This window comes from Clostridium fessum, from assembly GCF_027698965.1.
Lineage (GTDB): Bacteria > Bacillota > Clostridia > Lachnospirales > Lachnospiraceae > Otoolea > Otoolea fessa.
This window is the reverse complement of the sequence record NZ_JAQEQF010000004.1, coordinates 78,966-105,326: the sequence shown is the minus strand read 5'-3', so window position 1 is coordinate 105,326 and position 26,361 is coordinate 78,966. Positions and strand designations below refer to the sequence as shown.

Below are 26,361 nucleotides of genomic sequence, written 5' to 3'. Positions count from 1 at the left end.
TATATACCGAAAACAAAAGGAGGAACGCGTCCATGCCAAGACCGCCACGGTGCCGCCGGATTTGTGGCGCACCACAAATTGATACCTTCTGCCCCAATGGGTGCGAGAATACCAAGCCGATCCTGCTGACGCTGGACGAATACGAGGTCATTCGTCTGGTTGACTTGGAGCAGCAAACCCACGAACAGTGTGCCGCGCAAATGGACATTTCACGCTCTACCGTGCAGGAGATTTACGAAGTCGCACGGCGCAAGATCGCAGCGTGTCTTGTCCACGGGAAACCGCTGCACATCACCGGGGGAAACTACCGCATCTGTGGAGGACAGGAGGCAGCCTACTGCGGCCGTTGGTGCCGGATGCAGAGAGCCAACACAGAAAAATCCAACAAAAAATGCAAAGGAGATTCCATTATGAAAATTGCAGTTACCTATGAAAACGGTCAAATTTTTCAGCATTTCGGCCATACCGAACAGTTCAAGCTTTATGAAGCTGCAGACGGCAAAATCACTCATGCGGAAGTTGTTAATACCAACGGCAGCGGTCACGGCGCACTGGCAGGCTTCCTGATGCAGAACGGCGTGGACACTTTGATTTGCGGGGGCATCGGCGGCGGTGCCCAGGCAGCTCTGGCCGAAGCGGGCATCAAGCTCTACGGCGGTGTCAGTGGGGACGCTGACGCAGCAGTGAGCGCATTGCTGAGCGGAAATCTGGGCTACGATCCCAATGTTCACTGTGACCACCATGACCATGAGCACGGCGAGGCTGGTCACACCTGTGGTAATCACGGCTGCGGTAAGCATAGCTGCCATTGATATGGAACGCACACTGACACAGCTTCCGTTCTGGTCATCCTTGACCGAACACGAAATGGAAACGCTTTTCTGATGTGATGTGGGCGATGCAGCAGATTATGTTCAAGGGATTGGATCGGCGGCTGGCAGAATTTCTCCTTACCGAAGCGGAGCGTACCGGCTCCGACACGATACGCATGACCCATGAGCAGATCGCCCAGCACATCAGCTCGGCACGGGAGGCAGTGGCACGGATGCTCAAAAGCTTCTCGGAGGACGGGCTGGTGGAGCTGAAGCGTGGTGCAATCACGCTGCGGGATAAGGACAGACTAAATCGTCTAAAATAAGAAGAAATGTGACTTCGTCACAGCAGAAAGTCATAGATTTGCTACAATAAAAGCAGAAAAACAGGAAGGAGTATCCACCATGAAAGAAACGAAATACGCAGGAACTCAAACCGAAAAAAACCTGATGGCTGCCTTTGCCGGTGAGTCCGAGGCACGCAACAAGTACACCTATTTTGCATCCAAGGCCAAGAAGGAAGGCTTCGAGCAGATCGCGGCGCTGTTCCTCAAAACCGCTGATAATGAGAAGGAACACGCCAAGCTGTGGTTCAAAGAACTGAACGGCATTGGCGATACCTCTGAAAATCTTCTCTCTGCCGCTGAGGGCGAGAACTACGAGTGGACGGATATGTACGACGGCTTTGCCAAAACCGCCGATGAAGAAGGCTTTCATGAACTGGCGCAGCGCTTCCGTCTGGTTGCCGCTATTGAAAAGCACCATGAGGAGCGCTACCGTGCCCTGCTGCACAATGTGGAGATGGCGGAGGTCTTTGCAAAGAGTGAGGTCAAGGTATGGGAGTGCCGCAACTGCGGCCACATTGTGATCGGTGAGAAAGCGCCGGAAGTCTGCCCTGCCTGCAATCATCCCCAGAGCTATTTTGAGATCCACGCGGAAAATTATTAAAGAAAGAAAAGGAGAATCATCATGGAGCAGAAGTTTTACATTTGCAAGCATTGCGGTAACATCATTGCCAAGGTCAAGGACACGGGCGTTCCCGTCATCTGCTGCGGCGAGCCGATGAGCGAGATCGTTCCCGGCACCACCGACGCCGCCGTGGAGAAGCATGTTCCCGTCTGGACGGTAGAAAACGGCATCGTCCATGTCAAGGTCGGCTCCTTGGAGCATCCTATGCTGCCGGAGCACTACATCGAATGGGTATCTCTCCAGACCAAGCAAGGCAATCAGCGCAAGGAACTGCATCCCGGCGAAAAGCCGGAGGTCTGCTTCGCTCTCTGCGAGGGCGATGAAGTCGAAGCGGTCTACGCTTATTGCAACCTCCATAGTCTGTGGAAAGCGTGATTCATCTTTCAAAAATCTGTTGCCATTTCTCAACCCCTATCGCGGCAAGTGTGTATTCGTCCTACTTGTCACGCTGGCGAATGCGGCAGGCGCTTTGCTGATCCCTACCATCACCGCCGACAAGATCAACATTGCCGTGGAGGGCAGACACATGGATTGCGATCCTCGGCGGTGGGATGCTTATGAAAGGCAGCCTGACCCCCGGCACGTTCCAGGCCTTTTTCCAGTACATGAACATGTCCAGCGAACCGATCACAGAGCTTTCCTATATGACAAACTCTCTGCAATCGGCGCTGGCCTCCATGGAGCGGGTATATGAGCTACTGGATGAGCCGGAGATGGAAGCAGAGCCGGAAGCACCGAAGCGAATCGGCCATGCGCTGGGAGCGGTGGAGTTTTCCCACGTTCGCTTTGGCCAATTATTGGTGAATCGACATTTTGTTTCCTTTATCCACTCATTTTTATGATGTTCCAAGCACTTGATTCAAGGCAGAAAGTCATGTCGCATTACTTAATACTACAGCCCCTTCTTTATTTCTTCAATTGTCATCTCATATACTTCTGTTACTTTTTCCATTGCTTCCGATATCCCCGGCTGCTCTCCGGTTCCATCTCTCAAAAGTTCTGTCAACTCATGACTAACCTCATACAGACGGTCAAAAGAAAGATTCTGACACACCCCTTTCAGTGTGTGTGCACCGCGGAAAGCATCTTCATAATTTTTATTTTCCAATGCCTGTTTTAACTGTATATAACTCTGATCTTCAAGGAACTTTAATGCAAATCTCCGAATCAGTGCTTCGCTGTGAAGGCGTCCCAAGACAGCTTCATAGTTTCCTCCAATAGCTTCGTAACACTCTTGCATTGTCATATTTTAGTCCTCCTGTCAATTGTATTCCACTAATTCATGAACCTCTGCGAATCAATTATATACATACCTTAAAATCGTTTTTATAACTTCATCAATCACAATCGGCTTTGACAAATGTGCGTTCATTCCTGCATCCAGTGATGCCTGAACATCTTCTGCAAATGAATTAGCTGTCATTGCTATAATAGGAATGTTTTTTCCATCCGGTCTGTCATTCATTGCCCTGATTGCTTTTGCTGCTTCATAACCATTCATTTCATGCATCATGATATCCATCAGGATTACATCAAATGTGCCTTCCGGATGATTTCTGAAAATCTCAACAGCATTCTTTCCATCCACAGCTCTTTCTACATTCATCCCGAACTCTTCCAACTGCACGGTAGCAATCTCTGCATTCAGTTCATTATCCTCTACAAGAAGGACATTCACACCTGTAAGATTTACCTTTTCAGAAAAACCTGTGTCTGACTTATTACATTCCTTATCTGTAATTTCCAAAGGAATATCCACAGTAAATGTGGTTCCCTCATGCTTTTTACTCTGCACGGAAATAGTTCCACCCATCATATCTACATACTTCTTTACGATAGCCATCCCCAGTCCAACTCCATGGTACTGCGTTCTCACATCGGAATCTTCCTGCGCAAATTCCTCAAAAACTTCTTTTGTAAATTCCTCACTCATGCCAATACCAGTATCCGAAATGCGATAACGCATATTTATATATCCATCCCCGCCCTTTTCCTGACACCGGGCTTCAAATGTAATCGTCCCTCCATCCGGAGTGAATTTTACGGCATTGCTCAGAATATTGACCAGCACATCACGCAGGCGTGCAGGATCCGCAAGCACATTTGGAATCTTTGCTTCTTCACGCCGAATCTTAAAGTTGATATCCCTGTTCGTAAGAAAACCTTTTGTAATATCCAATGCAGAATCTGTAATGTTTTTCACATCCGCCGGTACCGGATTGTAATTCACTTTTCCACTTTCGATGCGGGTCAGATCTAATACATCATTGATCAGCGACAGTAAATGCTCTGAGCTTTCGTCAATCTTTTCCAGACAATTTTTCACTTCGTCTGACGGATTATTTTTCATTGCAATACCGGTAAATCCTATGATTGCATTCATCGGTGTCCTCATATCATGGGACATATGTGACAGAAATGCTGTTTTTGCCTTGTTTGCAGCCTGTGCCTGCTCTGCCAGTTCCGCCATTTCCTCAGCTTTCTCCTGGGCCGCCTTCTGAGCTTTTTTTCTTGCACTGAGACGCACCATTGTCACAGCCATAGCAGTCAGCAGCCATCCAAAAATAAGAAGAACCAAAACAGTAACAACAGGATGCAGACGGATCCAGTCAACAAATGTCAGCTCTGTTGCTTTGTATGTGGTATACTGTGCTGCAAGATCTTCAACAAGATTTTGGGGCATGGCATACATTGCTTTCGTCAGAATACCAGCCAGCGCATGGTTCTCAGTTGATGAAATTACCATGCGGTAGGTGAATGTAGGCTGTTCCAGCAGAGTATATGTCATGGTGCCTGTAGTGTCACTGTTCACAAACGCCTGTGCCATGTAATAGTAGACGAAGGCAGCATCTGCTTTACCCTTACGGACAGCTTCCATCATTTCCTGTCGGGTACTGCACATCAGTTTTTCTGCACCGGGTGCCATTGCATCTTCAATTGAATTTGATACTGTCTGGTCAACAGTAGTAACAACATTAATTTTCCCATCAAAGTCACGCCGTGTCACCCTTGCCAGCTGCATCGTAATGAAAGGTGCAGTAATCCCCCATTTTTTCGTCTCAGCATAGTTATCTGTTTCCAGGCGTGCATCGATGCTCATATCTGTGGTTTCCTTATTTTTCTGATAGGCAATATACTCATCTCTGGTGACAGGTGTAAGAAACTCATAGGAAATCCCGGCATAGTCTGCAATTTTCCGGAAGTAATCCGGGATAATACCCTTCATCTCACCATTTTCATTATAAGAATATGGATAACGGGTCGGATCACACAGAACATGAAGCGGGTTGTCCTTGGAATACTGTGAAATAATACTTTTTTCTTTCTCCGTATATTCCAGATTCTTAGTTTCTATGCTTTCATAATTTTTATTATAAAGTGTCGTTTTCCAGTCACCCTCAACTGCATTCATCTGGTCGATTGCATAATTGATCTCATTCAGCAATTCTGTATTACCTTTTTTAACAATGACATAGAAATCGCTGCTGTCAAATTTATCCACGATACGCTCATTGTTTGTTTTTCTCATAGAAGTGGCAGCAATCGCATCGACATTTCCGCTCAGAAGAGCTTCCTCCATCTCTTCTGTCGTATCAAAATAAAATGGATCATATGTAAATCCTTTATTGCCTGCAAAATCCGCAAGCTCTTTATCTCGTGAGCTTCCGTTCAAAAGTGCCACACGCATACCGTTGTAAGTACTGTAATTGCCATCCACAATCGTACTGTTGTCACTGCGGACGGTCAGAATCCCATTATTGGTTCCGATCGGACGTGAAAAATCAAACTTTTCTTCTCTTTCCGGTGTTTTGCGGGGAGATGTTACCATATCAATCTCGCCATCTTCAAGCATCTGCTGCATATCATCCCAGCTCTTATCATATCCGACATATTCGTAAGCAACGGTGTACAAGGGGTACAAACAAGATTAAAAAGAAAAGATAGATTTGAAAGTAAGTAGAGTGGGATAATCCAGAAGTTAGAGCTTAGATTTTCCACTCTACTTGAACGTGGTCGCTAGTTGCGCTGATTGAAATAATCAGGCCGTCAACGGCTTTCCTTTTGTCGTCAAATTCAATGCTGTCCCAATGGTCGAGGTAATAAGAGAGTTCCTGCTCCTTTTGGGGTGACATTGTTTCAATGGACATTTCCGCAATCTCCTTTGAAATGGTCTGGCGGCGAGTGTCCAGTTCTTCAATTTTTTTGTTAGCATAGGCAAGAAGTGTTGCGTTGGCTCCGGTTAGCGTATCAAGTAGTTTTTCAATCTCGGCTTCAACTTGCGCCAGTTCAATTTGATGGGCGGTCAGTTTGGGATTGACTTTTTCCTCCCGGCTATGGCGGACTTGAAAATTTTTAAATCTCGCCCGCATAGCACTGAAAATAAATTCCTCAAATTCAGATTTACGGATTTTACCACAGCCCGGGCAGCCTTTATTTTCAGTCCGTTTACTACAGCGAAAATAGCCTTCGCTGTTCGGAACGTGTGTTGCCTTTAAGGCATATCCGCAACACCCGCATTTAACTTTTCCGGCAAGCCATGTATTTTTCGGCTTACGTCCTTGTTGAAAACTCTTATTTGTCATTAGCTTCTTCCTGCATTTCAGCCATACATCAGACGGTATGAGCGCTTCATGTGGAGCGATTACAAGTATCTGGTCTTTCAGGCTCCTGTCTTTATCCTCCTTCACGTCCCGGCCCTGATAGAGATAACAGCCATTGGTTCCGGCAAAATCGGAAGCGTCATTGACAATAGCCGCCCCCTGGCTTTTAAAAAATTCGTAGAGTTCTAAATCTGCTTGTGCGTAAACAGGATTTCTTAAAAGCTGTGAAATAAAGGTACGGAATAGCGATTTACCGTAAACTTTGATGTTCTGTTCCTCAAAGTACCGTGTAATGTCACCAAAAGACGTTTCCGGCTCGGAATACATTTCAAACATGAGCTTTACATATTGGGAAGTTTCGGGGTCTGCCACCATCTTTTTTGTGCGGATACCTTCAACCACTGTCGGCTCCAACTGATAACCATAGGGGGCCTGTCCGCTCATGTGAAAACCTTTCAGGCACCGGGAGTAGTAAGCGTCCGTGACGCGTTTCTGGATTGTCTCACGTTCAAGCTGTGCGAATACGATACAAATATTCAGCATGGCCCGCCCCATTGGGGTTGAGGTGTCGAACTTTTCTGTGGACGAAACAAACTCCACGTCATATTCCTGGAACAGCTCCATCATGTTTGCAAAGTCCAGAATGGAACGGCTGATTCTGTCCAGCTTATAAACGATTACCCGCCGCACCCGGCCCTTTCGGATTTCTCCTAACAGCTTTTGAAACTCCGGCCTGTCCGTATTCTTCCCGGAATAGCCTTTATCCTTGAATACTTTACAGCTTCCGCCTTTCAGCTCATACTTACAAAAATCAATCTGGCTTTCAATGCTGATACTGTCCTTACGGTCTACCGACTGTCTCGCGTATATACAATCTTCTCTGATAATGTCCATATTGGGCTCCTTCCGTATGGAATGGAGCTACCAACCTTACAATTATATTATACCATAGGCAGCCCCGGACAACAATGTTGCGGTTGATTAGTAAAATCTGTCCGTGTATTTACTGAACACATCATATAAGTGATTTTCGATTTCTCTTTTTCGCTTGTTCTTTTCATCCGGGGATAGTACCGGAATTAGATTTTCCAATACGATAAGTTTCCCTTGAAAATATACGGATTGTTTTTCGCTTTGGTATGTAACAGATTGAACCATCGAAAACCTCCACTTTTCAGTACGGATGAACAGCGGCCAGCTTCCCTCTTGTCTGCTGGGGAAACCTAAAAAAGCGGCTCCCTGGAAGGAACTGCCCTTTGAGCTTTCCCCAGCCTCGGGCCACGTTGGCCCGAAGCTAATAATCGCCGTTATAATATTTCTGTTCAGCCTCGTTGAGTGTGTATAAGTCAAACACTCCATAAAGCTGATTTACTACACGGCTAATATCTTTATGGGTGAATCCACAGTCCTGCATGGCCATAATCACATAGCCCCGGCAGGCGTCATTACTCCATATATTCAGCGTTAATTCTGGACTAGATATATTTTCCTTCATAAAATTCTCCTGTTCATAGAAAAATATGGGGCCCAGCCAGAACGGTTGCCCTATCATCAGACAGTAATAGAGGAAGGGCCCCACAGGTTAGAAAGTTTTTTCAGATAGACCGGACGGACAGTTGGCTTTTTGTCCCATAGCATTTCAGCTCTCCCCATTCTGATGGCAAGGCGATCTCATTACCTGCGACGGCTCACGGTTCGCAACACCGCTGCACGCTCGGATTGTGACTAATCGCAAGTATCCGGGTTTTGTGTTTTGTCCGGCAGACCTGCCACAGTCTGCCTACGGCATGGGCCTGGTCGCTCTCTCTAGTGTAAAAATAGAGGTCATGGCGGGCCTGTCACTGGACACAAGCACCCTTCGTATCCGTCTATCTTTTATTCAGTTTTCAATCTGCGTGAGGCGTGTCCCGCTTCGGGCCAATGTGGCCCGAGGCTTTGACTGCCTCTCATAAGCCATTTCATTTTTGAGGCGAAATCGGTACACCTTATAAAAATTTTTTTAAAATTTTTTCCAAGTTCCGAAGGCCGCGCTCAATGGCGAGCCGCACGACCTTTTCATCCACACCCTCGGCCCGGGCAATGTCTTGTTTCGTCAAGCCGAGAATGAAATGAGCGTAAATGCGCTTTGCCTGTTTGTCGGGCAGTCGTGAGATGGCGGTATAGAGTTCTTGTATCGTCACTTTACGCTCATACAGTTCATAGGGAGAGAACGCAACGAAAAGCGCCTCATGCTCAATTCCATCATTCCGATCCAGGGAGTAATAGGCTTTGTGCCGGTATGTACGCAGACGGTAAGCGGCTTCCTTCCGGTCAAACTCCTTGAACATTTCAACAACATCTTCTGGTACTTCCATAAAGTAGTCTGACGTATAAAAAGGGTAATAGTCCCGTAAATTTATAATAGCCATATTGAACCTCCGCTTTGTTTTGTGATGGATGGACAACAAAACAGAAGCGGCGGGGAGCGTATATGTAGGCTGAAATTTCTGAAATTTTCAAAAAATAACAGTGAAAAATCTATAAAATAGTAAAGATGGCTACTCGTTCTAAAAAAGCCTCGACAGCTTATCTCAAGACTGGCTCTGTTTCGATAGCAAATCCTGAAATAAGGTGTCGAACATAAAAAAAGCTCAAACAAATAACAGCTTGTTTGAGCCTTAAAAAAGTTTAAATTGGAATAAAACTCCTCCCATCTAGGAGGAGGTAAAGCAAAAGGGGCGTTGCTTCATCTATTTTTTCTCAATAATCTAACTCATGTTATTAGCAACCTCCGCGTAAAAATCTCGTAGTTCTTTTATTATCATATAATGTATTTTTTGCAAAATTTGTCGTAGATAGGAGGCAAAAATAAAAAAATAGAGTAGAGGATATGTTAATGGTTAACGTACCTCTACTCTATCTAATTGTTACTAAAAATTTTCTTTTAAAAAGGTTGTTACAAAACAGACTCAATTTACTATATATAGTATATGTCAATTATTAAATCTACCATATACAGAACATTACTTTTCTCTTTGCAACAACCCTTTTAAATTGTATAATTGCTTTCACTTAATCAGCATTATTTTTTATCTGATTGAATAGCCATCCTATAATTCGAGCTATACAGTATAAAACACCAAGTCCAAGGACGGAGCATACAACTAGAAAAAATATAGACATTGCCGACATATTTACATCAACACCTTTTTGAATAGGACTCTACTTATATTATTCTTAATTTAATACGGTAGAAACTTCTCCATTAAAAACTTCCGTTCTTAAAGCGAAAGAAAGTGTTCCTACTCCGCCGACTACATTTGCTCTCATAGAGCCAGTCACTTCGGCCGCTTTGCTTGAGGTAGATGTTGCACGGCCAATGGCTAAACTTTCATCTTCAACCGTTCCGCCAACACAGTAGGTATTTAAATCACGTGCATTAGAAATTTTCCACTGGCTACCACTCTTTGATAAGTCAAATCTGTAATCCATACCTGCGACACCCCAAAATGCATCCGATTTCCACGTTCCTTCAGTAGCAGGATCACGAGTTAAAGGAGGCGTATAGCTAAGTGTCACTGTTACCGGCTGACCGTCCTTCTCGAAATGTAATGTTTCCGAATAGGGCTGGCTTTCGTCAAAATTATTCAGATCGACACTGAATGTTTGTCTCTGTTCTGGAGAATCAGCAGCAAGAGCACTAAATGCGCTACCAACTACCATGAGACTCAGCGCTACCAACAGACCCAATGCCTTTTTCAAACCTTTCTTCATAAATGACCTCCTTGAGACTTTACCATAGTAACAAACTCAGATTTTTTAGCGCCCACCATTATGTAAGGCACTATTCTCTCAAATTCTCCTCCTCTATAGCCCCAATGGTATCCCTCCCTTTACTAATCGGTTATGAGCTTTTTATAACTAACTGTAGTATACCACAGAATCCCTATATATGCAATATAATCTAAAAATGGTAAATAAAACTTAATAAATTGTTAATTATCAACATATATCGTATATTTTTCTGATATAAAAACCGGGTATTCAAGTTTTGTGTTTTGATGTTTGAGTTAAAACGATAAAAAGAAAGAGAACTTGTTGATATAAAAAAAATATCATTCTTTTTGCATAAACATATAAAAACTCGAAAAGCGATTGATAAATCACCGAAAATTTGTGGCGAATTTTCTTAATATAGATATTTTAAGGAGGTATTGCGTAAAACAATAGATGTTGTATAAACTCAATAATCTTTTTTGCAGTATATTGCTAAATAGCTAAATGGCAAGCAATGCCTCTGTGGCCACAAGTGGCACAAAGGCTGCTTGTTGGGGCTCGCCCCAAACCCATATCTTCGGGCCAACATGGCCCGAAGTGTCAGCGTCGCTTTGCTCCTTATTTTCATAACCTTAACGCTCCTTTTCCTGCTTTCTTCCCGGCTCGGTGTAGCCCATCAGAGTGTCAATGTTCGCCTTGATTGTGACGATCTCCTGCATATCCCGTCGTGCCTTCTGGTATTCTCCATAGAGCTGTTTTTTCTTTGCTGTGAGCTTACGGCCTTCTTCCTTCAGCACATCCATTTTGGGGAGCTTTGCCCCGCCCAGCAGAGAGCGCATTTCCGCTTGTGCAACCCGGTACAGTTCAAGGTCGGCCTCATGCTCCGCAAGGAATTTCCTGCTGTACTTCGTCGCCTTATACTGCTCAAAGACTGGGCGGGTTTTGGCATACTGAACCGTTGCAGCCTTTAGCCCGGCATTGGTTTTCATAGCCTGTTCCGTCTGCTTGACCTGCTCGGAAATAGCATGGAAACGGTCTGCCGCCTCGGTGGCTTTCTGCGCCAACTGCTCATAATCGGTCAGGTTATTGTCCTGTATATAGGCAAGAGCGGCGGCCATCTGCTTAATGTTAAATACCTTCGCCCAGCGTTCATATCCAGGCCCCTTACCGGCAGCCAGCTTTGCTTGAATATCCACCGCCAGACTGATTTTCCGTTCCGAGCGCCCGGGGCGTTTTTCTTTGCCCTCAATGGCAGACAGAACATCTTGCAAGTCGTAGCCGTCTCCCAGCGTGGAAGCCCGCAGACGGGTAAAGCGTTCCTGTCCCTGCCCGGTCAGCCGGAAACTGATACCGCCGCCCCGAACCGTCTTGACCTCATATCCGGCCCGCTTCATCAGATTGAGAAATTCGTCCAGATCAGCGGGGCGTTCCGCCAGCGCAGTATCAATGGCAAGGCGCAGTCTGTCCTGATAGGAAAGCGGCCCTTTTCGTTCTTTCTGCCATTCTCCATAATTCCGATACTTGCCCTTGCTCCGGGGCTTCGGGTTCTCTACAATGGACAGCCCGTTTTCAAGGCACAGCCTGTCAGAGAGCCGCCGGAGGGCGAAGCTGGAGCCCCAAAAGTTTCGGAATTTCCGGGTGCAGTCAAGGGTGGTGGAGTTGTAATAAATGTGACAATGGATGTGCTGCTTATCGGTGTGCGTGGTAACGATAAAAGCGTGCCGCCCCTTTGTCCAGCGCATAGCCAGCTCATAGCCGATACGGTTCGCCTCCTTCGGGGTGATCTCGCCCGGATAGAAGGATTGTCGTATCTGATAGCACAGCACATCATTTTCTTTTTTCTGTTCCCGGCCCGTCATAGCGGCATAGCTGGCTTTTGCCAAAAGGAACTCGTCCGCCACGGTGGCCGGATCACATTCATAAGCGGAGATATACTTTCCTCTTTCTGTTTTCTCCGGGTCCTTGCCATAGTCCAGACAATCCCGGATTGCCTCGGCAATCGTTTCGCCTTCGCCCGCATGGCGCTGCAACAAAGTTGTGGTAGCCAGAAATCATCCCTCCTTTCCATGAGAAAAGGGCGGCCCATCCAGACCGCCCCGACTTCGGGCCAACATGGCCCGAGGCTGTTTAACTTGCCAGAAACCGGTACAGAGCGGATTTGCCTCCGTCCAGCGCCCAAAGAAGGGAGCCCGCCGCCGCTTGCAGTCCATACGGCGAAAGAAGGAAAGCGAGAAACAGAAATACAATCCCGCCTATGGGCGTCGGCGTGAAAAAGAGAGCGACACCCAGCACCACCAGAATCACAGAGGCAATCGTCAGCAGGACGGCACAAATATCAAACAGGAATACCAGCAGAGCCGCCAGAAGGGACAACGCTAAAGCAAAGGGAGCAACCAATATTTTCAGCAGTATCTTCATCTCCAAAACCTCCTTTATCTATCCTTCCTACCTCTATTTTATCATGCCTGCCCGGGGACATAAATGTTGCGAAAGATTAGTGAATCCTGTCCCAAACCTTCGGGCCATGATGGCCCGAAAACAGAAAAAGCAGGACACATTCATGTCCTGCCAAATTTCTGCTATTCTGTTTCCTGCTGCGGGCAATCGGGAACTGTCAGCAGCGAAGTGTCGATAACAATATCCTCTGCTGGTTTCAAGAGCTCTGTCAAATCGTGCTGCCGTCCCACGTTGGTCACATCAATTTTATTCACGCATATTCCAATCCACGGAAACTGTCTGCTTAATTCATCCATCAAGTCGTATATATCAGCAGTTGCCAGCTTATCATCCGATATGTAGCCGGAGCCTTGACGGTGAGAAAAACGATGCCGTTTGAAGAACCGGCGCAAGTCGTCATACGCCTGCCGGTAATTGGCTCCGGGGTAATGCTCTTTTAATTGATGGGTGTCCAGATCAAAATTTAAGGCTTTGAAATATTTTCTCTCCAAAACTCAAGCCCTCATTGCTGTTTTTTCCTGATAGTGGGTCAACAGATCTTCTTCATTGAAATCATCTGGACTGTCAGAATCGTCACTGTCACAAAGACGCCACACAGAAACATTATCCATGAACCATGTCTGCCGCTTCAAGGTATTGACGATCCGGCCGAACAGACTAAAATCCCTCGCTCTGCCGCAGTCACGGAATACCAAAGCGCCGGAACCATCCTCCATACGGGGAAGGCCCACGGTTTGGAATGTATGATTGATTGTGTTGTAAATGCCATCCAGCCGGTACTTATTTTCGGCTGTGATTTTATCATCATTCATGCGAATAACCATTTTCAGCATGGTATCAGCCTCCCTTCTTGAATTATTATATCATTATAGAGCTGGTTCTACAATCTTGAAAATCTGAATTTTTTATGACGGGCTTCGGGTCATGCTGGCCCGAAGTGGTAAAAAAAGAGCAGGGCGGCAAGCCCCACAACGGAAGCCTGCCGCCCTCGTCTTACTTTGCCACCAGCTCGGAAAGCTCCCGCAGCACTTTTGACACCTCGCCCCACAGCTTTTCATAGTCCCGCTTCAATCCGTCGATTTCCTCCGGGTACACGCCATAGGTGTGTGCGTGTACGGCGACCTGATTGAGATTGTTGGAACAGCGCCGTTGCAGAGAGATCAATTCTTTTACGGGCGCAAGGTCGATGTGCAGGATATACCCGTTCAGAGCCATTTTCCGTACATAGGCCCCGGCGTTGGAAATGCCCGCCTCGGCCATCCGTTCATGGATGGCTGCCAGCTCGTCCGGCGTTACCATGACGTGCAGATGGACATTCCGCTTGCGGTTCTCCATCATCGTTCCAGCTCCCGGCCTTTCCGGCGCTTTTTGGGTTCCTTTACCTTATCCAGCGGTTTTGCGTCCAGCTCCGGGGGCGTGGGTTGGATGGGCGTGTTGTTGGGTACGCCGTCAATCATGTTGCAGTTCTGCTCCGTGGAGAGCTCGGCGGTTTTCAGATAGTTGTCTTTTTCGTGCATGGCGATCCTCCTTTATCGTTCCTCATGGTTTTTATGGCTCCGCTTCTGGCCGGGCTCCTTCGGGGGTTCCTGCCCTCTGGTTCCTTCTTTGAGCCGGGCGGTAATGGATGAGCGCACCCGGTCAGGATTGCCCGGTGCTGGTTTCAGTTCATAATCCTCCATTTGCTTTTCGGTCAGCGGCTTTGTGTAGGTCAGTTCGCCCCATGCCATCAGCCTGCCGTCTGCCACAGGACGCCGCCTGTCATCGTCGTAGTTGACAATGGAAAGAGGCTGGTTATCCGGCGGCTTCGGGTAAGTTCCTATGTCCACGGGCCGCTGGGTGGAATAATAGCGGTAAACGCCTTCCGGTCCCAGCTCGGTATGCTTGACCGCCGCATGGTAAAGCTGCTGATAATCGTCCACCCGGCGGTCAAAATCCCGCTGCGCCCATGCCTGGCTGTTTCCATAGCGGCCCCAGTAGTAATCCCGATGGCCGTTTTCCCCCTCGGTAAACTGCCAGGTCACAAAGGGGCTCGGCGCTCCCGGATTATGCCCAAGCGCAAAGCCGTGTCCAGTTTCAAAGGTGGCAGCTTTCAAAATCACATATCCTTGTACTGTCTCCAAGAGATCCCTCCTTTCTGTGCCTCGGGCCAACATGACCCGAAGTGCTGGATGTTACGAAATAAGAGGGCAGACCGGGGAGGAATGTAATAAGATATTCCCACCCCGGAAACACCCTCAAAAAAGCCCGGAATGTCAAGCCTTTGGAGGCGGCAAATCGTAACAGCCGCCCGGCCTTTTCTCCCGCATTTTCCTCATGCGTTCCCGGCTTTTCCGGCGGTTCCCTTCGGCCTTGCAGGCGTCGGAACAGTAGGCTTGACGCCCCTCGGGCAAAAACGCCTTTCCGCAGACCGCACAGGCCCGCAGCTCCGGGGAGATGCCTTCCGTTGTCAGCGACGCTTGAAGCTCCGGGTTAAGAGGCAGGACAGCCTCACGGAAATAACGGCAGTACGCCCCTGTCCAGCACTTGTGCAGCATATAGCAGGCACAGTCAAGAGGAAGGCACAGGCCGCTTTCCCGGTCATAGTTGGCGCACATCCCCGTGACCAGAGTGCGGATTTTCTTCTTCTCGTCACGGGTCAGCTCCCGGGCGTCCATTTATGACTTCGGGCCACGATGGCCCGAAGGGCGGGGCTCCACGATCAGCGCCCGGAACTTCTTCCGGCACTGTTTTTTCTTTCCTTTGCACTCCTTGTAGTAACGGCATCCCTTACAAGGATCGTCATTGTCCCAGCCGGGGTGCGGTACTTCCTTCATCATTCGTTCAAAAGGGCTGCTTGTAAAATTCATTCTCATTCCTCCGTATCTTCCTCCCACGGCGGGGTATCTTCGTCCTCGGGTTCCTCTGCGATCTCCTCCAGCTCCCCGTCCTCATATTCGCAGTAATCATCCTCCAAATCCGGGGCCTCATGCTTCGGCTTGTAAATCTTGAAATAGTAACCAATCCCACCGCCGGCCAGCACCACCGCACCGATCAGGAGCAGAGAGAGAAGGGGGCTGTCCTTTTTCTCCGGCTCGGGTTCCGGTACTTCCTCCACAGGTTCGGTGGGCTTTGGCTCTGGCTCCGGGGTCACTTCTTGGGGCGGTTCCTTACCCTGTTCGGCAAGAGGCAGAAGGTCGTCTGTGGTAACGGTATTGAGGAAATAGACGTTCTCGCTGGTTTTCTGTTTGTCGATCACCAGATAAAACACGCTCTCGTCTGCGGTGGTGATGGTGTAGAACTCTTTACCGTCCTCGTCGGTGGCGTTGTCCACCACGGTTCCCGTCCCGTCCGGGGTAAAGGGGTTCTGGGTTTCCGGCTCCGCTTCGGTTTCCACCGGGGCGGGAGCTGTCTCCGGCTGCGGCTCGCTGCTCTGGGCGTAGGCCGGGACCGTAAAGATCAGGCAACACAAAAGGCTGGCAGCCATCGCCGCCAGCCTGCGGTATTTAGTTTTCTTCATGGGCTGTGTCCTCCTTTTCGGGTGCCTCCGGCTTCGGGTCAGTATGGCCCGAAGCGGTAAGGCTGTTTTTGGGGTCATTCAAAAAAGCCATAAGCTGGGCGGGGGTCAGTTTGAGCGAGCGCACCGCCTGCACGATCTGGCTGTTTTCTTCCTCCTGTTTCTGCTTTTCCAGCTCCCGGATTTTGGCCTGCCACTCGGCTGCCTTCTCCCGGGCTTTTTCCAGTTCCTTATCGAGCTTGTCGATCTTGTTCATGCAAGGACTCCTTTCCTCTGGCTCACAAACGCCCGAAGGCATAGAAATGTGTCTGCCAGTAGCTTGAATTGATGTTTGCGTATTGGATGGGCGAACCACAATGAAGCATCATCCCGTCGCCCACATAAATCCCCACATGGGACACAGGGCCGGGGCTGTCATAGGTTCCCGTGAAAAAGATAATGTCGCCGGGCTTTGCCTCGGAGGGAGAAATGATAGCGCACTGGTTGTAAATGCCCTGCGCCGTGGTACGGGGCAGGTTGTGGACGCCGCTGGCCGTGTACACCCAGCAGACAAAGCCCGAACAGTCAAAGGAGGTGGACGGGCTGGAGCCGCCCCACACATAGGGCCAGCCGATATACTTTGTGGCTTCTTCCATGAGCGCCGCAAAAGCCGGGTCATCCAGCGCCTCGCCGGGTATCTCATAGCTGGGGCCGGTATCTTCGCCGCCGTTGTAAATCCCTTCCCACAGATAGGGCTTGTTGCCTTTGAGCTGCTGCATAACGGTGTAGATTTCCCGCTGCTGTTCGTTAAGCCTCGGCAGGATCACGGCAGGCAGCGTCTTGTTTGTGAGGGTCACATTTAAGATGTAATACTCATAGGGGACTTCCTCGGTGGTGGTTTCCCCTGTCTCCGGGTCGGTGCTGGTTTCGGTGCGGTAGCGTATCTCGACTTCCTCCGTCAAGGTCAGTTCATACTGTGCCTCAAAGATCTCCCGCAGCTCGTCCTGCACCTGTTCCCGGAAATACACATGGTACTTTGCCGAGAGATAGGACGCCAGCTCATAGGGGTTATGGCCGATCTCGTCCACGGAATAGCGGTACTCGTCATAGCCGGGATGGGTGCTTTCGATGTTTGCCACCGTCTGCGCCAGCTCGTTTTCCAGCGCCGTGTAGTCCTCGTCTACGCCCAGCAGGTCCGTATCCTCCGAGGCGTAGGAGGTGCCGGATAACGCATTGGCAAGGCCGCTGCCAAGCGTGGGGAAGATGGAGCTTACCGCCGACACAAGAAAACAGAGCAGCAACAGCAGGAGCAGGACCAGCACCGCCACGGGATGACGGGTCACAAACTGCGCCGCCCGCCGGGTCGCAGTTCCCGAAGCGGCAGCGGTTTTCTTTGCGGCCTTTGCGCCCTGTTTTGCAGCCGCCTTTGCTTCTTTGGAATACCGGCGTTTCAGTTTCCATTTCTGCTGCACACGGGAAAGCGGATTGCTGGCAAGCTCCGGGTGCTCGGAGGCCATCTTCTGAAAATCCATATTGGCCCGGGCTTTTATGTCCTTCCGTTCCCACTTTGCCACCTTCCGGGCCGGGTGTTCCTGCCAGCGGCGTTTGGCATACCGGGTCAGTTTCCGGGCTCCGGCCTCGGCCACAAGTTCCGACTTATGGGCTCCTTCCACACCCACATTTTCATGCTCGACTTCGTGGATCTTGTTGTGGACATAGAACCATGCTTCTGTACGGGCTCCCCGGACTGCCTTTTTTGCAAGCCCCGGCGGTTTCTTCGCTGCCCGTTTTGCCTCGGTCTTGTCCAGTTTCTCCCGAGCCTTTCCCAGCTTTTTCCCGGCGTGTTCCGCTTTTGCCTGTGCTTTCTGGTACTTGTCCTTTTTGCTCCCGGCATTCTCTGCGGAGCCCTCCGGCTCCTGTGCCTTGCTGGTATCCTGCGGCCCGCCCGCTTCATCCTCCTGCCTCATGCGGTCAGAGGGACGGCTTTTGCGGCTGTCCTCTTGAAACTTGCCGCTTTTGGACTTCGGGCCATCGTGGCCCGAAGGGCTGTCCTGCCCGGTATCCTCGTCCTCAAACCGCAGGCGTCGGGATGGTGCAGGGGAAGGCCCTTCCCGTTCCGCCGGTCCGGGGCGATTGCCCCCGGTATCCTCCGTCGGCCCCGGCCTTTGAAAACTCCGTTTGTCCGGTTTCTTTCCGATGATGTATCCCTCCTTTCCAAACCTCGGGCCAGCATGGCCCGAAGTGTGTTATGCCCGGTTCATTTCCTGTTTTTTGTCCTCCGGGCGGGTGGTCATAATGGCGTACAGCTCGGTGTTCTGCGGGAAGCGGTCAACAAACGGGATGGTGGTGTTCCCGAAGAACAGCAGCCCTTCGCCGGAATTGGTATGGGTCACATAGGAAAGCTGGTGGGGGCTGATCCCAAGCTGTTTGGCTAAAATCTGCCGGTCCCCCTGTGCCTGCGAGAGCAGCACAAGGAAGTCCGAGTTTTCAAAGATGTTCTCGATCTCCGGGCTTGCCAGAAAATCCTTTACGTTCTGCGTTAAAGCACTCGGAACGCACCCTTTTTTCCGCAGCATTTTCCAGATCGCTACACAATAGCTTGCCGTCAGACGGTCACGGAGCAGCACATGAAATTCGTCAAAGTAGCACCATGTAGCGATACCGCGGAGGAAATTCATGGACACCTGCGAGTTTACCAAGTCCTGCATAATGAGCATGGCAATCGTCCGAAGCCCGGCTCCCAGCTTTTTTAAGTCAAGGCATACCAGACGGCGGTTTAAGTCCACGTTGGTTTCATGGTTGAACACGTTAAGGGAACCGGACACATAGATTTCAAGAGCCGTCGCCAGCCGCACCGCCTCGCCCTCCGGCTGGGAACAGAGCAGGTCATACAGGGTTTGGAGGGTCGGCATTTTGCTTGTTTCCGGGTCCTGCAAGTGTTCCCGGTACATCTGGCGCACACAGCGGTCAATGACGGTACGCTCCACCGGCTGCAAGCCGTCCTTGCCGCCAACGATCAGCTCCATCAGCGACAGGATAAAGTCGGCTTTCAGCGCCATCGGGTTTTCCTCGTCGAAGCTCAAATCAATGTCCATCGGATTGATGTGGTGGGGGCTGTCCGGGGCGATCTCGATGACCTGTCCGCCCAGCCGCCTGATAAGGGGCGAATATTCGCCCATCGGGTCCACCACGATAATGCGGTCTTTTGTGGCAAGGAACACATTCACAAGCTCCCGCTTTGCGGCAAAGGATTTGCCGGAGCCAGGCACGCCGAGGAACAGGCCGTTGGGGTTTTTGAGCTTTTTCCGGTTCGCCATGATGACGTTATGGGAAAGTGCGTTGAGCCCGTAATAGACGGCTTCGCCATCCATGCGGAGCTCCTGCGTCATAAAGGGAACGAAAATGGCCGTGGAGCTGGTCGTCATGCCGCGCTTGATCTCAATGCCGTTATGGCCCAGCGGAAGGCTGGAAAGAAAACCGTCCTCCTGCTGGAAGTCCAGCCGCTTCAAGGTGCAGTTGTATTTCTGGACGATACCGGACACCGTGAACAGGTCATTGTCCAGCTCCCGGCGGGTCGGAGCCATGTTTACCACAAGGAAGGTCAGCAGGAACATTCTTTCATTCCGGCTCTGTAAATCTTCCAGAAGGGTCTTTGCGTCGTTGCTGTATGTTACGAGGTCGGGCGGAAGTATGTCCATGTCGTACCCTGACCGGGCTGCCTTCTTTTGTTCCTCCACCTTCATCTTGTCAATGTCGGAGACTTTGGCCTTGATGGATTTTACGGCGGCGGCCTGATCAACGGTCTGGATATGGAGGGTGATGGTCATTTCCGCATCCATTTCCAAAAGCTCCGCCAGCAGCTTGTCCGAGAGCTCCGAGGCCAAAATCTGCAAGTAGGAGGCAGCGCCCCAAGTCGTCCCCACCCGGAACAGTCGGCTGAAACGAAAATCGAAACTGTCCGGGGCGATAAAGTCTTTGGTGGAAAGCCCGGTTTTGGGGATCATATCCCATGAAAACCGGAAGGGGGAGCCGCTGCCGGGGTGGAGCTGCCCGTGAAGAAGCTCCAGCCGTTCCAGCCCTGAAAGGGAGCGGCACTTGACGCCCAGCTTTTTGAAGTTCCCGCAAATGTCCGCCTCTACACGTTCCAGCCTTGCCCTGGCGGTGGAAAGGTCGTCCACGTTCACGCCGAAGGTCAGGAGCTTTGTGCGGACAATGCCGTTGTTGCTTTTGGCGATCTGGTTTTCCAGCATTTCCACATACTCACACCGGACGCTGTTGTAATCGTCATCCTGCATGGGGATGTTCACGCTGTACCGGCTGCCCGGGCGGCTTCGGTGGTTGAGGAAGGAAAGCTGGAACGGAAGGCTGCTGTCAAAGTAGTTGAGGCAGGCGCTCCACCCGTCAAAGATGGCCGCCTGATCTTCGGACTGTGCGAGCTGGTAGTTGATGTCCTCGTATTCAATGGTTTTGGTGTAATAGCGGTCCGTTACCCGGCACACCCCATCCCGGTACATTTCCCGGTAAGGGAGGGTCTGCTGGGCGGTGGTGGGAATGTTCTTTCCCTTTGTGAACAGGCCGGTAAGGCCCTGCTTTTCAGGCTTTCTGCCTGCGGGCTTTCCGGCCCTTCTGCTGTTTTGCAATCGGCTGCGCCTCCTTTCTGGCGCTAAGCAGCGCATAGAAGTTTTCGGTTTTGTAAGGCCGCACCCGGGGATAGAGGAACCGGGTGCGGATGATGTTTTTCAGCACTTTTTCCAATGGCAGGCCGTCCCGCTCATACATAGCCAGAAAGAAGAACGGGAGCATGAGGCCGATCATTAGGAACATGGCGGCGCTGTTCCCGATACTGTCACGGGAAAGCAGGTAGGCCGGGAGCCCCACCGCCGCTGCGCCGGAAAAACAAACAAGCTGGCGCTTCGTCAGATTGAAGGCCAGCTTTGTCTTAATTTTGGAAAGGTCTTTTGGTACTGGCACATAGGCCATTTGGGTACACCTCCTTTACTGCTTCGGGCCAGCATGGCCCGAGGTCATCTTGCGGCCTCTTTGGCCGGGGCTGTACTGCGGGCGGCTTCGGCGGCCTTACGTCCGCTCTGCCTTGCCCGCCAGTATTCGGGATTATACTGCCGGATGGACTGGTTGAGGTTTTCTTCAAACTGCCCTTTGTCCTTAATGCGGTCAGGTATGTTCCACAGCTTTTTGTCCAACAGTTCCCGGAGCACCACACTTTCCTGCGCGTCCTCCTCATAGCAGATATAGCCCTTATCCTTGAAGCCGCACTTTTTCGCTGCTGGGGAGAGGACGGCGGCTACCTCGTTTGCCACCATCGTTCCGCCGTGGCTGGCGGTAGATACCAGAAACACCCCTGGACAGAGGGTTTCACAGCTCTGCACATCACCCCACGGGGAACTTTTCGGCGCATGGAACATTCCGCCCGTCCGGCTCCGGTCCGCCTGCATGAGCGCCGCCTTTTCCAATATGGCGCGAAGTTCCGGGGAAAAGTAGGCGTATTCCCGCAGGACACGGGCGGCCTCCCCGCCGCAGGCGTTCATCAACAGGGTATAGGCATCGCTGTCCGCTTTGGTACAGCGGCCCAGCAGTTTTCCGTCGTAATAGCAGGCCGCGTCATAGCCCGTCCGTTTGCGTGGCATGGTTCCCGCCTCCTTTCTGCTTCGGGCCAGCATGGCCCGAGGTCAACGCTCTGCGCTGCGGCTGGGCTTTTCCTTCGGAGGCCGTTCTGCCTTTGCCTGTTCGGCAGCCGCTTTTCCGGCTTTGAGCTGGTCGCTGATGGATGCACGCCCCACAGAGCCACGCTCCGGCCATCTGTTCCAGCTTTGCCTCATAGGCTTGCAGAACAGCGGTGTTGAGCTGTTCCCGGAACTCCTTTGTGACAGGGTAGGCCATATCCCGGTAGCCGCCTTTGCCGTCTGGCTGGCTGGGCATCCCAAGAAAGAGCCCCTTGCTGCCCTGTACGATTTTCAGATTTTCCACCACAAAGCAGTCATTGAATTTCACGCTGGCAAAGCCCATGAGGTTTTTCACAGGTTCGATGACCCGCACGCTTACATCCAGCTTTATAGGGGCAGCTGGTGTTCCGCCCGCATTTTTTTCCTGCATGGATTTCTCCTTTCCGCTTCGGGTCAGCATGACCCGAAGCTGTTACAAGTTTACAGTGCTTTCAACTTCGTTTCCCCACACGTCCCATCCGGGCTTTTTTTCTCTGGCGAACAATTCCACTCGTGGTATATCGCCCATCAGTTCTACAATTTTCCGCCTGGCCTCGTCCGGCTTTTTACTGTGGCGCTCTATCGGGGAAACAATAAGCTGGTGAACACCGGTAGACTTACGCTTCGGATGTCCTTTTACTGCTAAAAGACAAATTTCTGCATTGCCTCTGGTCCAATACCCCAGACCGTAAAACCATGAGTAGGAGCGCCGGTTCCTCTTTATCCATACAAAAGCCACAGAACGATAAGAAAAGCCCCATGCTTTAATGACCTTTAAGGCTTCCGGCAGTTGTGGGAATGTTGCCCACAGAAACAAAACGCTGTCTTTTGCAGCCAAGTCGGCCACTGGAAGGGAACAAATTTCTTCAATACTCATAGTGGGATAATGAAGCTCTGCTGATCCCTGCCTGTTTTTCTGCTCATACCGCCACGGTGGATCTGCATAGATTATCGAAAATTTTTCTTTCGGCATGATCCTCCTTTCCGCTTCGGGTCAGCATGGCCCGAAGTCTCTTAATGGCAGCCGAAGATGGATTTTGCAAGACTGCCTGTTTTGAATAAGGTAAAACACAGCAGCACCGTATATCCCACGCAGCCCCAGATCGCCCCGATGGGGTCGCCGTCGGTGGCGATACTCTGGATCAGCACCGCATAGATTGCGACACAGACTAAGATCAACAGACCTTGAAAGCCCACCGCAAAGAGGGAGCGGAAATAGTTCTGCCCCATGTGTCCGGTTTCCCTGTTGGGGACTGTGGCAAACGGGATAGGCGCTAAACTTGTGAGTAAATAGATTTCAGTCATACGGCCATATACGATGACGAAGATCACGATATTTAAGGCAATCATGGTAAGCTGGATCAGGAAGGATTGTAGCCAGAGTCCGAACAGAGGACCCAACTCCATCGCTTCAAGTTCTGTCCGTAGACTGTCCAGCACATCCGGCGTGATCTCTGTCCCGTTCTGGATAATGCCCGCTGACTGCTGTATCACATGCTGGCTCACATCAAAGACCGCCAGCACGATATTGAAGGTATTCGTCAGGATCATCACAGCCACAAAGGTTTTGAACACCCACTTAAAAAACATCCATGTGTCAACTTCATGGAGGTTGTTGCGTTCTATGAGCATCTGTATCAGCTCATAGGTCATTACAAAAGTGAGGATGACCCCGGCGATTGGCAGGATGGCAGTTTCAGAGATCTGTCGTATCATGGAAAAGACCCCGGCGTTCCAGTCCGCCGGGGTCGTGCCGACCTGTGTGGCGATCTCGCCAACGCTCTGATTGACGTTATCGAAAAGGCCGTCCAGATTTCCCATGATACCATCGACGAGCAGACCTTTCAGCCATTCAACGATTGCGTCGATGATAAAGTCCATACATCAGCTCCTTCTGGAAAAAGGGACAACGGGTGACACTTAGCTGAACAGACCGGACAGCAGAGGGATAAGCTGAAGGCCGATCAGAACGACACCGCCGCCAGCCATGAGCTGCTTAATGCCCTGTGATTTTGCCGCAGGGTTGTCCGACCCGTAACCTTCCAGAAGGTTGATGACACCCCACACCGCCAGACCGGCGCCAAGAGCCATGACCAGAATTTTAAGAATGTCGATTGCCTGATTGAAAAATTCCATATACGTTCCTCCATTTTGTTTGTTTGATGGTTTTGGGTACAAAAAAAGCCGCCCACATCGGCGGCGCTTCGGGTCATCATGGCCCGAAGTTACACGAACTCGTCGCTGTCCAGATCATCGAAGTTCAACAGGTCAGCTTCTTCGTCCGTGTCGGAGCCGTCCACTTCGTACACCGTGTATTCGTCCTCCGGCTTTAGTCTCAATGGCCGGTGGCGGAACAGGCTTTCCAAGCGGAAGGCGTTTTTCTTTTTATCAAATTCGGCTGTGTACTTGTAATTCGGGTGCTTTTTCAAGTCATACTTCGGGGACAGGAAGGGCGGGAGCCCCCGAAGCTGCAAGATACATTTATCCCCGGGCATGGTGGTGATCTCGCTGGTAGTCATCAGCTCCCGGCCAAGCCGCTGCATATTCTGGCTGTAACTTTCAGACTGCCCCCGGCTCCGGCCTTCGGTCTGCATGGAGATGGTGGCCTTGCCCAGCCAGTTTTCCGAAATATCCTTTAGGGTGGAAGCCTCCCGGCCTCCGAGGAACACGATACTGTCCATGTTGCCCATGATGGTTTCAGAATGGTCCTTGTACAATGCCTTGCACTGGCTCATAGCCTGATAAAAGAGTGTCAGGCTGATCTCACGGGAACGGATGACAGCCACAATTTTCTCCAGCCCCGGCACCTGCCCGGTGTTGGCAGCCTCGTCCCACAGCACCCGCACATGGTAGGGCAGACGCCCGCCATAGGTATTGTCAGCCCGTTCACACAGAAGGTTGAACATCTGCGAAAAAGCGAGGGCAACCAAAAAGTTGTAGGTGGTGTCCGTGTCGCTGATAAGGAAGAACAGCGCTGATTTTTCATCCCCCAGCTTATCAAGCTCCAGTTCGTCATAGGACATGATCTCCCGAAGCTGGGGAATGTCAAAGGGGGCAAGTCTGGCTCCGCAGCTAATCAGTATGCTTTTAGCTGTCTTGCCGCTGGCCAGCTTGTATTTCTTATACTGTCTCACAGCGAAGTGCTGGGGACTGCGGCGTTCCAGCCCATCGAACATATAGTCAACCGCATTTTTGAAGGTTTCGTCATCTTCCCGGACTTCCATGCTGTTTATCATTTCCACCAGCGTATTCATGTTGCGTTCTTCCTCCGGCCCCTCAAAGACGATATAGGCCACAAGGGCGCAGTACAAAAGGGTTTCGGCTTTTGTCCAGAACTCGTCGCCCTCCTTGCCATCGCCTTTGGTATTGGCAATCAGGGCGGTAACGAATTTCAAAACATCGCTTTCCGTCTTGATATAGGCCAGCGGATTGTAGTGCATGGATTTGGAGAAGTCGATACTGTTGAACACCCGCACCCTGTATTTTTCCCTTTGCAGGAACCGCCCGCACTGGTCGAGGGTGCCGCCCTTCGGGTCTACCACCACATACGAGGAATGGGCTTGAAGGAGCTGCGGGGTCAGCCAGAACCTTGTCTTTCCCGAGCCGGACGAGCCGATGACACAGGCGTTTAGGTTCCGGGCATTGGCAGGTACCTTCGGACGGGTGTTCATGGTAAGGAACTCCGTCCCGGTTAAAATGACATTGTTCTGAAATTTAGGGTCTACAAACGGCTTTATATCCTCCTTTGTTCCAAAGCGGGCGGTGCCGTACTCCGCATCCCGCCGGAATTTTTTTGCCTTCCTGATCTTTGACTGTATCAGCAGATACATCCCAGCCGCACCGGCAAGGCCCACCAGCAGGTCAATACCGCCCAGCCCCGGCCAGTAGGTTTCAAAGGCTTTCGGGAAGGTGTCGAGCATCCCCATGAGCTTTGTCCCGAAGTCTGTGCCGGGTGCAGTCCGGTAGGCCGTCCCGATTTTGGAAAAAAACCAGAACACAAAGAGGTACGGCAGGTTGGGGAGCACATATTTTCTGATCTTGTCACTCAACGTCCGTCCTTCACCGCCTCTCTGGTCCGCTGCTTCTCCTTTGCCTGCGTCCTGATCTGCTCCGTGAATTTCCGAAGCTGGCCGAGGATAGAAGGCTTGTCCTGCTCTTTGTCCAGCACCTTTGCACTGTACTTCTGGAAGGCCGCCGTGATAGCGTCCGCCTGATTGGCTTTGAAAAACAGCAGGTAATGGCCGGGGCTCACTTTATGGAAAGCGTAGTCCACATGGAACTCCTTCGCGATCCGGTCAAAATCCTTCGGGGCTCCCACATAGGGCATGGCGCTTTTGCCGCCATAGTGGTTCATCAGCTTTTTCACACTCTGGCGTCCCTGTGGGGTCAGCGCCTTCCGGTGGTGCTTTTGCAGCGTCCGCACCACCTTCCCAAGAGCGGCAGCCAGCACTTTTCCCGTGAGCTTCGTTGTCCTGATCGAAAGGGCAACCGTTTTTTGGTTTACTTCTTCCTGCATAAAACCTCCTTTCCGTCGGGGTTCCCGCTATCCGGGAGGCCCCCGTACAATCTCGGCG

32 protein-coding genes are annotated in these 26,361 nt (G+C 50.7%); 5 read left to right on the top strand and 27 right to left on the bottom strand.

The features are described 5' to 3' along the window. Window positions 1–32: 32 nt before the first annotated feature. The 5 genes from PG862_RS06815 to PG862_RS06795 all read left to right on the top strand — a co-directional run bounded on the left by PG862_RS06815 (window position 33) and on the right by PG862_RS06795 (window position 2,623). A complete protein-coding gene (locus tag PG862_RS06815) occupies window positions 33–812 on the top strand; it encodes a DUF134 domain-containing protein (protein ID WP_270706917.1) in 780 nt (259 codons plus the stop codon). A gap of 86 nt (window positions 813–898) precedes the next feature. Further along, a complete protein-coding gene (locus tag PG862_RS06810; protein ID WP_270252457.1) occupies window positions 899–1,138 on the top strand; it encodes a Crp/Fnr family transcriptional regulator in 240 nt (79 codons plus the stop codon). A gap of 79 nt (window positions 1,139–1,217) precedes the next feature. After that, complete coding sequence (rbr, locus tag PG862_RS06805) at window positions 1,218–1,760, top strand: rubrerythrin (RefSeq protein WP_270252458.1); 543 nt, start codon at window positions 1,218–1,220, stop codon at window positions 1,758–1,760. 21 nt (window positions 1,761–1,781) lie between these two features. Then, entirely contained in the window at window positions 1,782–2,156 is a 375-nt protein-coding gene (locus PG862_RS06800; RefSeq protein WP_107001121.1) for a desulfoferrodoxin family protein, read from the top strand. Between the two features lie 182 nt (window positions 2,157–2,338). Continuing rightward, a complete protein-coding gene (locus PG862_RS06795; RefSeq protein WP_147352785.1) occupies window positions 2,339–2,623 on the top strand; it encodes an ABC transporter ATP-binding protein in 285 nt (94 codons plus the stop codon). 50 nt (window positions 2,624–2,673) lie between these two features. Here the strand turns inward: PG862_RS06795 and PG862_RS06790 are convergent, their stop codons facing one another. From PG862_RS06790 to PG862_RS06660, 27 genes are all read right to left on the bottom strand, one after another. After that, the gene (locus tag PG862_RS06790) at window positions 2,674–3,027 is read right to left on the bottom strand and encodes an Hpt domain-containing protein (RefSeq protein WP_270706915.1); all 354 of its coding nucleotides are present in this window, start codon (window positions 3,025–3,027) and stop codon (window positions 2,674–2,676) included. A gap of 51 nt (window positions 3,028–3,078) precedes the next feature. Further along, entirely contained in the window at window positions 3,079–5,694 is a 2,616-nt protein-coding gene (locus PG862_RS06785; protein ID WP_270706914.1) for an ATP-binding protein, read from the bottom strand. Window positions 5,695–5,767: 73 nt separating this feature from the next. After that, window positions 5,768–7,276: a recombinase family protein gene (locus tag PG862_RS06780; protein ID WP_107001168.1), complete on the bottom strand. Its 1,509-nt coding sequence runs from the start codon at window positions 7,274–7,276 to the stop codon at window positions 5,768–5,770. A 400-nt stretch (window positions 7,277–7,676) separates the two neighbouring features. Next, on the bottom strand, window positions 7,677–7,877 hold the full coding sequence (locus tag PG862_RS06775; protein ID WP_107001169.1) for a hypothetical protein: 201 nt from the start codon (window positions 7,875–7,877) through the stop codon (window positions 7,677–7,679). A gap of 490 nt (window positions 7,878–8,367) precedes the next feature. Then, window positions 8,368–8,790 (bottom strand): RNA polymerase sigma factor, encoded by a 423-nt coding sequence (locus tag PG862_RS06770; RefSeq protein ID WP_107001170.1) that lies wholly within the window; start codon window positions 8,788–8,790, stop codon window positions 8,368–8,370. A gap of 808 nt (window positions 8,791–9,598) precedes the next feature. Next, on the bottom strand, window positions 9,599–10,135 hold the full coding sequence (locus PG862_RS06765) for a hypothetical protein (protein ID WP_107001171.1): 537 nt from the start codon (window positions 10,133–10,135) through the stop codon (window positions 9,599–9,601). 635 nt (window positions 10,136–10,770) lie between these two features. Next, complete coding sequence (locus PG862_RS06760; RefSeq protein ID WP_431833070.1) at window positions 10,771–12,171, bottom strand: relaxase/mobilization nuclease domain-containing protein; 1,401 nt, start codon at window positions 12,169–12,171, stop codon at window positions 10,771–10,773. A gap of 94 nt (window positions 12,172–12,265) precedes the next feature. Then, on the bottom strand, window positions 12,266–12,556 hold the full coding sequence (locus tag PG862_RS06755) for a CD1845 family protein (RefSeq protein WP_023042378.1): 291 nt from the start codon (window positions 12,554–12,556) through the stop codon (window positions 12,266–12,268). A 161-nt stretch (window positions 12,557–12,717) separates the two neighbouring features. Next, a complete protein-coding gene (gene vapD / locus PG862_RS06750; protein ID WP_016306491.1) occupies window positions 12,718–13,086 on the bottom strand; it encodes a VapD family protein in 369 nt (122 codons plus the stop codon). Window positions 13,087–13,089: 3 nt separating this feature from the next. After that, window positions 13,090–13,428 (bottom strand): hypothetical protein, encoded by a 339-nt coding sequence (locus tag PG862_RS06745; protein ID WP_016306492.1) that lies wholly within the window; start codon window positions 13,426–13,428, stop codon window positions 13,090–13,092. Window positions 13,429–13,588: 160 nt separating this feature from the next. Continuing rightward, the gene (locus PG862_RS06740; RefSeq protein WP_015553878.1) at window positions 13,589–13,930 is read right to left on the bottom strand and encodes a plasmid mobilization protein; all 342 of its coding nucleotides are present in this window, start codon (window positions 13,928–13,930) and stop codon (window positions 13,589–13,591) included. After that, the gene (locus PG862_RS06735) at window positions 13,930–14,112 is read right to left on the bottom strand and encodes a DUF4316 domain-containing protein (RefSeq protein WP_107001173.1); all 183 of its coding nucleotides are present in this window, start codon (window positions 14,110–14,112) and stop codon (window positions 13,930–13,932) included. Before PG862_RS06735 ends, PG862_RS06740 begins: the two co-directional genes overlap by 1 nt. A 12-nt stretch (window positions 14,113–14,124) precedes the next feature. Then, window positions 14,125–14,715, bottom strand: coding sequence for a defense against restriction DarA-related protein (locus tag PG862_RS06730; protein WP_227589686.1), 591 nt, complete (start codon window positions 14,713–14,715; stop codon window positions 14,125–14,127). A 132-nt stretch (window positions 14,716–14,847) separates the two neighbouring features. Continuing rightward, window positions 14,848–15,249: a cysteine-rich VLP protein gene (locus PG862_RS06725; RefSeq protein ID WP_050005650.1), complete on the bottom strand. Its 402-nt coding sequence runs from the start codon at window positions 15,247–15,249 to the stop codon at window positions 14,848–14,850. Next, window positions 15,250–15,441 (bottom strand): hypothetical protein, encoded by a 192-nt coding sequence (locus tag PG862_RS06720; protein ID WP_003500082.1) that lies wholly within the window; start codon window positions 15,439–15,441, stop codon window positions 15,250–15,252. A gap of 2 nt (window positions 15,442–15,443) precedes the next feature. Continuing rightward, window positions 15,444–16,091, bottom strand: a complete 648-nt coding sequence (locus PG862_RS06715) for a DUF4366 domain-containing protein (protein ID WP_107001175.1) — start codon at window positions 16,089–16,091, stop codon at window positions 15,444–15,446. Beyond that, a complete protein-coding gene (locus PG862_RS06710; RefSeq protein ID WP_005927622.1) occupies window positions 16,078–16,344 on the bottom strand; it encodes a DUF4315 family protein in 267 nt (88 codons plus the stop codon). Before PG862_RS06710 ends, PG862_RS06715 begins: the two co-directional genes overlap by 14 nt. Before the next feature lie 22 nt (window positions 16,345–16,366). Then, complete coding sequence (locus PG862_RS06705; RefSeq protein WP_107001176.1) at window positions 16,367–18,034, bottom strand: C40 family peptidase; 1,668 nt, start codon at window positions 18,032–18,034, stop codon at window positions 16,367–16,369. A 279-nt stretch (window positions 18,035–18,313) separates the two neighbouring features. After that, window positions 18,314–20,743: a VirB4-like conjugal transfer ATPase, CD1110 family gene (locus PG862_RS06700; RefSeq protein WP_370823662.1), complete on the bottom strand. Its 2,430-nt coding sequence runs from the start codon at window positions 20,741–20,743 to the stop codon at window positions 18,314–18,316. Continuing rightward, complete coding sequence (locus PG862_RS06695) at window positions 20,661–21,047, bottom strand: PrgI family protein (RefSeq protein ID WP_016306500.1); 387 nt, start codon at window positions 21,045–21,047, stop codon at window positions 20,661–20,663. The genes PG862_RS06700 and PG862_RS06695 overlap by 83 nt, the downstream gene beginning before the upstream one ends. Before the next feature lie 44 nt (window positions 21,048–21,091). After that, entirely contained in the window at window positions 21,092–21,712 is a 621-nt protein-coding gene (locus tag PG862_RS06690) for a DUF7007 domain-containing protein (protein ID WP_182435827.1), read from the bottom strand. Next, window positions 21,687–22,178, bottom strand: a complete 492-nt coding sequence (locus PG862_RS06685; protein ID WP_270706912.1) for a SpoVG family protein — start codon at window positions 22,176–22,178, stop codon at window positions 21,687–21,689. The genes PG862_RS06690 and PG862_RS06685 overlap by 26 nt, the downstream gene beginning before the upstream one ends. Before the next feature lie 42 nt (window positions 22,179–22,220). Next, window positions 22,221–22,760, bottom strand: a complete 540-nt coding sequence (locus tag PG862_RS06680) for an MT-A70 family methyltransferase (protein WP_107001180.1) — start codon at window positions 22,758–22,760, stop codon at window positions 22,221–22,223. A 41-nt stretch (window positions 22,761–22,801) separates the two neighbouring features. Continuing rightward, a complete protein-coding gene (locus PG862_RS06675; protein ID WP_009901636.1) occupies window positions 22,802–23,668 on the bottom strand; it encodes a VirB6/TrbL-like conjugal transfer protein, CD1112 family in 867 nt (288 codons plus the stop codon). 39 nt (window positions 23,669–23,707) lie between these two features. After that, window positions 23,708–23,923 (bottom strand): Maff2 family mobile element protein, encoded by a 216-nt coding sequence (locus tag PG862_RS06670; RefSeq protein ID WP_016306504.1) that lies wholly within the window; start codon window positions 23,921–23,923, stop codon window positions 23,708–23,710. Window positions 23,924–24,012: 89 nt separating this feature from the next. Then, on the bottom strand, window positions 24,013–25,836 hold the full coding sequence (locus tag PG862_RS06665; protein WP_107001181.1) for a VirD4-like conjugal transfer protein, CD1115 family: 1,824 nt from the start codon (window positions 25,834–25,836) through the stop codon (window positions 24,013–24,015). Continuing rightward, complete coding sequence (locus tag PG862_RS06660) at window positions 25,833–26,303, bottom strand: PcfB family protein (RefSeq protein ID WP_107001182.1); 471 nt, start codon at window positions 26,301–26,303, stop codon at window positions 25,833–25,835. Before PG862_RS06660 ends, PG862_RS06665 begins: the two co-directional genes overlap by 4 nt. Between the last annotated feature and the right edge of the window lie 58 nt (window positions 26,304–26,361).